Origin of the sequence: Bifidobacterium hominis (assembly GCF_040095915.1) — a bacterium.
Taxonomy (GTDB): Bacteria; Actinomycetota; Actinomycetes; order Actinomycetales; family Bifidobacteriaceae; genus Bifidobacterium; species Bifidobacterium hominis.
The window spans coordinates 47,912-58,107 of sequence record NZ_JBBMFR010000011.1 but is presented as its reverse complement, the minus strand read 5'-3'; the positions used below and the strand labels follow the sequence as shown (position 1 = coordinate 58,107).

The window sequence follows — 10,196 nt, the reverse complement described above, 5'->3', positions numbered from 1 at the left end:
CGCCTTGTGTTTATTGACACGCACGGTTGCCGAATGCAGTGGCATATTGGCAACAACTTCCGTTGCTGACATCATTCTCTCCTTCGAGACATTTTTTGATTGTTTTTGATTGCCGCGCAAAGATTTCCGAGTGTGAAACAGGTGTGGATGGGAAAGCATCCCTTTCGCGCCTGTACTTTCACTCCACGGTGGAGCCTTGATGAATCGCACCCCGATCGTTGGGCTGAAGAAATTCAGATTTCGATGATCGGGCGGCACGGTTCATGCCTTCGAGGACACCCGATGGTATTCTTTTTCCTTTCTTTCTATTGAACGGCAGTGGCATGATCCTTGCTTTTGGCGCCCTTGCTTGTAGTCTGCATCTTAAAACCGAAGGATTATGACTGACAAATAATTTCGATGATTTCGACGATTTCAATAATCAAGGCACTCACCAGAACAGGCACGCGCGATTGTATCGTGTGAGGGCCTACGAAGTTGATGGTTCAGCGCATGATAGCTGAACCGCCGGGGTTGCAATTTGGCACATATTCCAGGCAATTTGTTGATAGAAATATATAGCAGAGCTGTTATTGGCGACATCGCTGTTGATTTACGTTATAGGTTTTTCCGGTCTGTGTTGACTTCTTAGTAAAGCGTCGAAGTGTCCGATCATATGACGATGTATGTGCTTTTAGACGCGGCACATTCCTTGGGACAGCACTATATTCGCTAATGTGACTTTCTCGTTCTTTAGACAATGGATCATCAATTGTGTTGGCCCTCACACGATACAATCGCGCGTGCCTGTTCTGGTGAGTGCCTTGATTATTGAAATCGTCGAAATCATCGAAATTATTTGTCAGTCATAATCCTTCGGTTTTAAGATGCAGACTACAAGCAAGGGCGCCAAAAGCAAGGATCATGCCATTGCTGCTCAATAGAAAGAAGGGAAACAATGAGGTTCTCGTTAGGAAAAATAATTGCTCTCTGCGGTGCTGCGGCGATGGTTGTTCCATTGGCAGCGTGTGGAACAACTCAGTCGGAAACTCCCGATGGGAGCGGTAAGACGGTTGTTAATGTTTGGGCTTGGGATAACAATCTTAAAGCTAATGCTAAGGTTTTCATGAAGAAAAACCCTAACATTGTCATCAAATTTACCAATGCCGGTAGTGGTAAAAATGAATACAAAGCTCTGAATAATGCTTTGGAAGCTGGCAGTGGAATTCCGGATATAGCCATGATTGAATATTATGCGATTCCTGAGTATGTAATTAAGGGCTCTCTTAAAAATCTGAATGACTATGGGACTGCCAAATATAAGGATTTCTACACCCCAGGTACTTGGAATGCAGTGAATTTCAATGGCGGTATGTATGGTATGCCAGTCGACTCTGGACCAATGGCTTTTTACTATGACAAAGAGGTATTTGACAAAGCTGGCATTTCTGAGCCGCCAAGTACTTGGGATGAGTTCTATCAAGATGCAAAGAAGATTAAGCAGATTGGTTCATATATTACTAATGATCCAGGGAACGCCGGATTCTTCAATGCAATGGTCTGGCAAGCAGGTGGACACCCATATTCCACATCTAAAGACGGCACCAAGGTTACCGTCAAACTCACTACTGATAAAGGAGTGCAGAAATTCTGTGACTTCTGGCAAAAGATGATTGATGAAGGACTAATCGAAACGAAGACAAAAGATAGTTCTGATGATTGGTATCGTTCAGTTGGTTCCGGAGAATTTGCGAGCGTGATATCTGCTGCATGGGCTCCCGGCATGTTTTTAAACAATGCTTCGGAGGGTGCTGGAAAGTGGCGAATTGCTCAAATGCCAACGTGGAACGTCGGCGAGAAGGTAAGTTCTGAGTACGGCGGCTCCTCCCTTGCCCTGATGTCGTCATCCAAGAATGCGGATGCTGCGTACAAGTTTATGGAATTTGCCAGCACTAATTCTGATGCCATCATGTCCCGTGTGGACCAAGGTGGTTTTCCTGCTGATTTGAAGACCATGTCTAACGATAAATTCCTTAGCCAGACTACTATGGTGAACTCCGATGGAGACACGGTGGATTATTTTGGCGGTGAGAAGTTCAATGCTGAATTCGCCGAGGCTGCGAAGCGTGTCACATCTAAGTTCGAATTTCTGCCCTATGACGTTTATGCGCGAAGCGTTTTCACCGACACTGTCGGGGCGGCTTACACGGGACAGACCACAATGAAGGAAGGTGTGAAGGCTTGGCAGGACAAGCTCGTTGAGCAAGGAAAGAGCCAAGGCTTTACTGTGAACGAATAAGGATAACAATGGCTGGAATCAAGGACGTGGCGGCTCTCGCAGGAGTTTCCATAAGCACGGTTTCCTATGTGATGACAGGGAAACGTCCCATAGGGGCAAATACCCGTCGGAGAGTATTGCAAGCTGCGCGGGAACTTGGTTACTTGGCGAAAAACGGTGGTCCAGCTCCGTTGAGTGGTGAGACTCATTTCGTCGCGCTGAGTTCGCCTGTCCATGATTCCACCAGCTATACCAATTATTGTGCTTATTTTCTAAATTTCCTCAAAGCGGCCAGACAACTTGGCTATGAAACGTTGCTGTTGACTGAGGAAACAGGAGATGAACAGCTTCGCTCCATCATCGACACTGGGATGGTGGATGGTGTCGCTCTTATGGATGTGACTATGAATGATCCCCGAATTGAATTAGCTCAGCTTTCAAGTATTCCGGTCATTTCTATTGGACATCCTATGAATGAAATAAATGTGCCATGCATTGATACCGATTTTATTGAAATGGGTGAAATGATCATGCAAACGCTTTGTCGTAATGGGCACAGCAGAATTCTGTTTGCAGGGGGGAAGGAGATTGATTACGAACGAAATGGAGGTGCAAATTACCTCATTCGACTCAGGGCATCAATGCATGATGCTGCTGCGCGATATAAGATTCATATAGATGAAGAGTTTACCGACGAGGATGATTTCGATGCTGCCGAAAACCTACTTGAGAGGTTCATCTCGAGTGAGAACACAGCAATTGTGACTCAAGGCGGCCCATTGTTCCTTAATAATCTTGTTGCTGCGACGCGACAGCGTGGAATGAAGATTCCTCAAGATCTTTCGCTGATTTCAGCGGGAACATATACAGATTCCATAGGCAAGCGTCTGAGGATAGATGAATTTCCCTTAATGCCAGCAGAGTTGTGTCAACTGGGCATGAGCATGCTTGTCCGGCTCATGGATGGAACTCTAAAGGGAAAGGAAAAAGCAACATTGATTCATCCCGTATATAGGCAACGTGGATCCATAGCATCGCGTTGATGAAGAACTTGATTTAATAAGGAAACAAGATATGACTGATTTCAATCGTTCCGTCCTTCCCGACGCCGTGCGTTCCAACGGCGCGACCCCGAACCCGTGGTGGGCCAACGCGGTGGTCTACCAGATCTACCCGCGTTCCTTCCAAGACACGAACGGCGACGGCATCGGCGACCTGAAGGGCATCACCAGCCGTCTCGATTATTTGGCCGACCTCGGCGTGGACGTGCTGTGGCTGTCCCCGGTCTACAGGTCCCCGCAGGACGACAACGGCTACGACATCTCCGACTACCAGGACATCGACCCGCTGTTCGGCACGTTGGAGGACATGGACGAGCTGCTTGCCGAAGCGCACAAGCGCGGTCTGAAGATCGTGATGGATCTGGTGGTCAACCACACGTCCGACGAGCATGCCTGGTTCCAGGCCTCCCGAGACAAGGACGATCCGCATGCCGACTGGTATTGGTGGCGTCCAGCCAAGCCGGGCCATGAGCCGGGCACTCCGGGTGCCGAGCCGAACCGGTGGGGTTCCTATTTCGGCGGTTCCGCCTGGCAGTACGATCCGAAGCGTGGCGAATACTACCTCCACCAGTTCTCCAGGAAGCAGCCGGATCTGAATTGGGAGAATCCGGAGGTGCGCAAGGCCGTCTACAAGATGATGAACTGGTGGATGGATCGCGGCATCGACGGCTTCCGCATGGACGTGATCACCTTGATCTCGAAACATCTCGATAGCCACGGACGGCTGCCTGGAGAGGTCGACTCGGAATTATCCGAAGGAGAGATAGGCGAAGAGGGATATACGAACGCGAGCCCGTTCTGTTCCGATGGTCCGCGGCTCGATGAATTCCTCGCCGAAATGCGCCGTGAGGTGTTCGAGGGCCGTGAGGGCTACATGAACGTCGGCGAAGCGCCGGGCATCACTCCGGAACGCAACGAGTTTATTACCAATCCGGCCCACAAGGAACTCGACATGCTGTTCCTGTTCGACCACGTCAGTGTCGATCAATCCCCCGAATCAAAATGGGATACACGCGCTTTTGTTCCTAAAAAACTTCAAGATAGAATGAGCAGACAGCAGGAGGCCGTGAGGAACGCCGGCTGGGCCAGCCTGTTCTTCTGCAACCATGATCAGCCGCGTGTCGTCTCCCGTTGGGGCAATGACGCTGATCGCGAGTCGCGCGAGCTGAGCGCCAAGGCGTTCGGCATGCTGCTGCACATGCACCGCGGCACCCCGTACATTTACGAGGGCGAAGAGCTGGGCATGACCAACGCACACTTCACCACGCTCGAGCAGTATCGCGATCTGGAATCCATCAACGGCTACCGCCAGCGCGTGGAAGAAGCAAAATGCCAGTCCGCAGAATCGATGATGGCGGCCCTCGCACTCATCGGACGGGACAATTCGCGCACGCCGATGCAGTGGGACGCTTCCAGGTATGCCGGCTTCACCCCGGCGGACGCGGCGACGGAGCCGTGGATCGGCGTGAATCCGAATCACGTGGAGATCAACGCCGCCGAGGAGTTCGACGATCCGGATTCCGTGTACGGCTTCTACAAGAAGCTCATCGCCATGCGCCACAATAACGCGACCGTCGCGACGGGCGAGTGGAATCTGCTTGCTGCCGATGACGAGCAGGTATATGCCTTCACTCGCACCGGCGGCGACGATACGATTCTCGTTGTCGTCAACCTCACCGATAAATCCGCCGGCCTGCCGGGAGAAGTGGCGGAGCTGCTCGGCGATGGCGTCGCGGAATCGCAAATACTGCTCAGCACTTATGATGTTGCGCATGGCGTGAGGTCGATCGCTCGTGGCGAGCTTGCTCGTTGGGAGGGAGTCGTGATTCAGCTCTAATGACTCAAGCTGACTTCATGTTCACGCTCGACCTTACCCTGGTTGAGTGTGAACATGAAGTCAATGTCAGGGGCGTGTCTATCTCCCGGAGTGGCGTCTCTTAATGGGGAAGTCGATGTCCGTCAAATGTGAATTGGAGAACACTGGCTGGTGCCGCTCACGGTGTTCTCGCTTTCCCGTGTGGGGCTGATACATATTGTAGTTTGCCGCGATGCAAGGATGCTTCGTTGTGTATTTATTGTCAATAAGCATTACTGAAAACTGTTGTGTGATGCAAATATAAGCATTTCTGTCTTTTGTGAATACTCTATGTTTGGCTAAATTGCAATGCTTTGGCATTGTTTGTAGCTTGCTTCTGATTTAAATGTAAGGAAACTTGACAAAAAGGAATTGCGTATATATGCTGTGATTATCCGGCGCGATGAGGTGCCGGAATAATCTCACGAAGGAGAGAGATATGCGATCCCACACTCAGCGTTTGATGGTTTGCGCAGCTTCTTTCGCGGACCTGTGCATGGGTCTTGCAGGATGCGGTTCCGACACTGCCAGCTCCGGCGGGGATTCCGGAGAGGTCGTCAACCTCACCTACATGCACCGTCTTCCGGATTCCGAAGGTATGACCTTGGTCAAAGACATTGTTGCCAAGTGGAACAAGGATCATCCGAACATTCAGGTCAAGGCCACCAAGTTCGATGGTGCCGCACAAGACATGATCAAGAAGCTGGAAACCGACGTCAAGGCCGGCAACGCTCCGGATCTTGCACAGGTCGGCTACGCCGAAGTGCCTGAGGTGTTCACCAAGGGCTTGCTCGAAGACGTGACCGAAGAGGCCGCGAAGTACAAAAGCGACTTCGCCGAAGGCCCATATTCCATGATGCAGGTTGACGGCAAGACCTACGGCCTGCCGCAAGACACCGGCCCGCTTGTGTACTTCTACAACCAGAAGGCCTTCGACGAACTGGGCATCAAGGTTCCCAAGACCAAAGACGAGCTGATCTCAGCGGCAAAGACCGCGGCTGCATCCGGCAAGTACATCATGGATTACGAAGCCGATGAGGCTGGCAACATTTTCGCCGGTCTGTCCAACGCCTCCGACCCGTGGTACACCGTCAAGAACAACGCTTGGGTGGTCAACACCAACGGCAGCGGTTCGAAGGCCTTTGCCGAAACCTTCCAGGAACTGATAGACAACAAGGCCACGCTGACTAACCCGCGTTGGGTGCCGTCGTTCGATGCATCCCTGCAGGATGGCACGCTGATCGGCAACATCGGCGCCGCTTGGGAGGCTCCGCTATTCAAGGACTCCGCAGGAGACACCGGCAAGGGTGACTGGCGCGTCACCCAGATCGGCGACTGGTTCGGCAATGGCACCAGCACCGGCCCTGACGGTGGTTCCGGCGTCGCAGTGCTCAAGGGCTGCGAGCACAAGGCCGAAGCCATGGAATTCCTCGACTGGTTCAACACTCAGGTTGAGGATCTGACGTCCCAGGGTCTGATCGTGGCCGCCAATACCGAAACCGCAAAGACCCCTGAATCCTGGAGCGAATTCTACGGCGGTCAGGATGTCATGAAGGAATTCGCTACTGCCAACGACAACATGGTCGCATTCAACTACATGCCGGGCTACTCCGCAGTCGCCTCGGCCATGAAGGAAGCCGCCGACAAGGCAACCGATGGTTCCGGCAAGGTGGCGGATGTGTTCCCTGTGGCACAGCAGACCTCCATCGACACCCTTAAGAACTACGGTCTGCCTATAGCGAAGTGATCGACGTATGGAGTCGGAGATCACCCGCTTTGATTCCATAACCCCTCCAACGACGGTGTGAAGCCAACGCAACACACGGCTTCGCACCGTTGTCCATAACATTTCTCACAAATATTCCTCCCCGTGAATATTTCCTATGAATCGATCTAGCTGATTCGACGGAGCGGCTGAAACCGGCACTCCTCTCCCGTGATGACGATTTGGATACGGCGATTCGAACTGTGAAAGATGCCATTAACGATGAATGGCATCCGATGCGAAAGATAGGTACATCATGACTGCAACAACGCATGCGGCGAAACCAAAGTGCACTGATGCGCAACGCCGCGAGAATCGAACAGGATGGGCGTTCATGGCGCCATTCGGCATACTGTTCGCCATCGTATTCATCATCCCGATTTTCTATGCCATCTATTCCAGCTTCTTCCGTCAGGTCACCGAGGGCGGCGGCGCGTACGGCGGCGGCGAATTGGTGAATAAATTCGTAGGATTCCAGAATTTCGAGTACGTGCTTACGTCCGGCAATTTCTGGTCCGGTGTGGGCAGGGTGCTGATCTACACCCTCATTCAGGTTCCGCTGATGATCATCATCGCGTTGGCTTTGGCGATGGTCATTGATTCGTTCGTGGTCAAGCACATCACGGGTTTCCGTCTCGGCTACTTCCTGCCGTACGCCATTCCAGGTGTGGTCGCATCCATCATTTGGGTGTACCTGTATAACGGTCAGATTTCGCCGATCGTCAAAGGTCTTGCGGCCATCGGAATAAACGTTGATTTCTTCAGCAAGAACGTTGTGCTCGCTTCCATGGCAAACATCACCACATGGACGTTCACCGGCTACAACATGCTGATTTTCTTGGCCGCACTGCAGGCGATTCCGCACGAACTGTACGAAGCCGCACGCATTGATGGCGCAAGCGGATGGCAGATCGCCACGCGCATTAAACTGCCGAACGTGCGTTCCGCGGCACTGCTGTCCATGTTGCTGTCCATCGTCGGCACAATCCAGCTGTTCAACGAACCGCAGATCATGCAGACCGCTGATCCGGGCATCTCCAAAACCTATACGCCAATGATGATGGCCATGAACACATCCCAAGGCACCCTGACCCCAGGCGGCGACGGACCTGCATCGGCAGTCGCCATCGTTATGGCACTGATCGCAGGCATTCTCGCTATGATCTACGCACTGGTCGAGAGGAAAGTGAACGAGCAATGAGCATCGCAGTTAAAACAAGAAAAGACGAACGCGCTTACAGAAAAGCGGAACGCATGATGGAAAGGCAGCGTGAGGCGGCTGAGCATGATCTGCCGCGTTCCATGCGCCCGTCACCGATCGTCAAAACCATTACCGTGATCGTGCTCGTCGTAGCGTTGATCTACTTCCTGTTCCCGATCTACTGGGCCATCATCGCATCCACCAAAACACCATCGCAGCTGGCTAGCAGCAACGGATTGTGGTTTGCCGTCGGACTTGACCAGATTCCTGACGCCGTCGCTACCAACTATTCGAAGCTCATGGGGTGGACCCGTGGCCAGTTCTGGCGTTGGGTGCTGAATTCCCTGATCTACTCCGGAGTTTCCGCACTGATCGGCACAATCATTTCGGTGATGGCCGGCTACGCTACCGCGAAATTCAACTTCCGAGGCAAGGGCATCGCCATCGGCGTGGTCATGGGATGCATGCTGATGCCGGTCGCACTGCTCACCATTCCGCAGTACTCCATCTTCCACGCACTGCACCTGACCAACACCATGCTAGCGATCATCATCCCGTGCTGTGTTTCGCCATTCGGCTTCTTCCTGGGGCGCGTATACGCGCAAACCTCCGTGCCGAACGAACTGTTGGAAGCGGCCCGCATCGACGGTGCCGGTGAAGTGAGAATCTTCTTCACCATCGTGCTCCGCCTGCTCGCTCCGGCCATGGTGACCATTTTCCTGTTCCTCTTCGTGGGAACGTGGAACAACTTCCTGCTGCCGTTGATGATGGTTTCCTCCGATACCCTCAAGCCGGTCACACTCGGCCTGTATGGCATGGTATCGCTCGCCACCTTCAACGATCGCGGATCGCTGATGATGGGTGCACTGCTCGGCGTGCTGCCGGTGATTGTGCTCTTCCTCGGTCTGCAGCGTTACTGGCAGGCAGGTCTTGCGGCAGGCGCGGTCAAGGGCTGACAGGTATCCATCCAACTCCGTGCGTGGCGTAAACGCTGCGCACGGGTGCCCGGAGCAACGGAACAACCGCAATCCGGGCACTTATCCTATTCCAGGCAGGTACATGCAATGAACGCAAGACTGCATCGCAATAATCGTCCGCAAGGATGCGTCGGCATCGACATCGGCGGAACGAAAATCGAAGGCGTACTGCTCGACGCGATGGACCGCGTCGTCGACGTTTACCGTATGCCATCGCACTCCGGTGAAAACAATGTTGTATCCGATATCGTGCGTGTCGCCCGCATACTTTCCAACGAACCGTTGCCCATCGGCATCGGCATTCCGGGACAGGTGAACTGCGCAACCGGGCAAGTGCGCAATGTTGTCAATCTCGGCATCGAAACCTTGGAACTCGGCGAACGCGTCAGTGAAATTATGCACGCTCCGGTTTACGTGGAAAACGATGTGAACGCGGCTGCGGTCGGAGCCGCGGAATTCGTGGAACACGTAGACGGCAACGCAACCGTGGTGTTCCTCAACTTCGGCACCGGCCTCGCCGCAGGGCTTGTACGCGACGGGCAAGCCGAACACGGGTACAGCGGATTCATCGGCGAAATCGGACACCTGCCCGTCGACCCGAACGGTTTCGAATGCCCATGCGGGCAGCGCGGGTGCTTGGAAACCGTGGCATCCGGCGGAGCCGTGGCAAAACTCTGGCCCTCCGCCAACCCGCCAATGCCTGACCTCATCCGCAAAGCGCGGCAAGGAGACAAGCGTGCCAACGACGTGCTTGGCAAAGTGGCGCACGGCATGGGGGATGTCATCCAAATCGCCGCCCAAGCCTATGATCCGCAACGTATCATCATCGGCGGAGGCATGGCGAAAACCGGCAATGATCTCATCGAAGTCATTCAAGCCGAACTGAGCCGCAGGGCAGAAGGTTGCCGATTCCTGAACACACTCGACATCGCATCGAAAATCAGAATCGCAGCGGTCGATAAACCAATCGGTGCAATCGGTGCCGCGCTCGCAGCAAAACGAGCGTAGCTGGGAAACCAAACAATATAAGCGACGTGAAACAAGTCGCAGGTAATCGCACGATAATCCGCGTAAAACGGC

The 10,196-nt window shown here is 53.2% G+C and carries 8 protein-coding genes; 7 read left to right on the top strand and 1 reads right to left on the bottom strand.

Annotated features, from left to right (window positions below; all coding sequences use genetic code 11):
- Positions 1-258 (bottom strand): hypothetical protein (locus WMO36_RS07875; protein ID WP_349077246.1); only part of this gene is annotated, 258 nt, incomplete at its 3' end.
- Between the two features lie 679 nt (positions 259-937).
- Here WMO36_RS07875 and WMO36_RS07870 point away from each other — a divergent pair.
- From WMO36_RS07870 to WMO36_RS07840, 7 genes are all read left to right on the top strand, one after another.
- The gene (locus tag WMO36_RS07870) at positions 938-2,278 is read left to right on the top strand and encodes an ABC transporter substrate-binding protein (RefSeq protein WP_117664707.1); all 1,341 of its coding nucleotides are present in this window, start codon (positions 938-940) and stop codon (positions 2,276-2,278) included.
- Between the two features lie 8 nt (positions 2,279-2,286).
- A complete protein-coding gene (locus tag WMO36_RS07865) occupies positions 2,287-3,300 on the top strand; it encodes a LacI family DNA-binding transcriptional regulator (protein WP_117664706.1) in 1,014 nt (337 codons plus the stop codon).
- Between the two features lie 31 nt (positions 3,301-3,331).
- On the top strand, positions 3,332-5,155 hold the full coding sequence (locus tag WMO36_RS07860) for a glycoside hydrolase family 13 protein (RefSeq protein WP_349077245.1): 1,824 nt from the start codon (positions 3,332-3,334) through the stop codon (positions 5,153-5,155).
- A 457-nt stretch (positions 5,156-5,612) separates the two neighbouring features.
- Positions 5,613-6,920: an ABC transporter substrate-binding protein gene (locus WMO36_RS07855; RefSeq protein ID WP_349077244.1), complete on the top strand. Its 1,308-nt coding sequence runs from the start codon at positions 5,613-5,615 to the stop codon at positions 6,918-6,920.
- A 274-nt stretch (positions 6,921-7,194) separates the two neighbouring features.
- A complete protein-coding gene (locus tag WMO36_RS07850) occupies positions 7,195-8,139 on the top strand; it encodes a carbohydrate ABC transporter permease (protein WP_349077243.1) in 945 nt (314 codons plus the stop codon).
- Positions 8,136-9,095: a carbohydrate ABC transporter permease gene (locus WMO36_RS07845; protein WP_144164270.1), complete on the top strand. Its 960-nt coding sequence runs from the start codon at positions 8,136-8,138 to the stop codon at positions 9,093-9,095. Before WMO36_RS07850 ends, WMO36_RS07845 begins: the two co-directional genes overlap by 4 nt.
- Before the next feature lie 108 nt (positions 9,096-9,203).
- Positions 9,204-10,124: an ROK family protein gene (locus WMO36_RS07840; RefSeq protein WP_271725042.1), complete on the top strand. Its 921-nt coding sequence runs from the start codon at positions 9,204-9,206 to the stop codon at positions 10,122-10,124.
- Positions 10,125-10,196 lie beyond the last annotated feature (72 nt).

Excerpts from the sequence above, each read along its gene's own strand:
- WMO36_RS07870 (WP_117664707.1), top strand. The coding sequence starts at position 938 with ATGAGGTTCTCGTTAGGAAAAATAATTGCTCTCTGCGGTGCTGCGGCG.
- WMO36_RS07865 (WP_117664706.1), top strand. The coding sequence starts at position 2,287 with ATGGCTGGAATCAAGGACGTGGCGGCTCTCGCAGGAGTTTCCATAAGC.
- WMO36_RS07860 (WP_349077245.1), top strand. The coding sequence starts at position 3,332 with ATGACTGATTTCAATCGTTCCGTCCTTCCCGACGCCGTGCGTTCCAAC.
- WMO36_RS07855 (WP_349077244.1), top strand. The coding sequence starts at position 5,613 with ATGCGATCCCACACTCAGCGTTTGATGGTTTGCGCAGCTTCTTTCGCG.
- WMO36_RS07850 (WP_349077243.1), top strand. The coding sequence starts at position 7,195 with ATGACTGCAACAACGCATGCGGCGAAACCAAAGTGCACTGATGCGCAA.
- WMO36_RS07845 (WP_144164270.1), top strand. The coding sequence starts at position 8,136 with ATGAGCATCGCAGTTAAAACAAGAAAAGACGAACGCGCTTACAGAAAA.
- WMO36_RS07840 (WP_271725042.1), top strand. The coding sequence starts at position 9,204 with ATGAACGCAAGACTGCATCGCAATAATCGTCCGCAAGGATGCGTCGGC.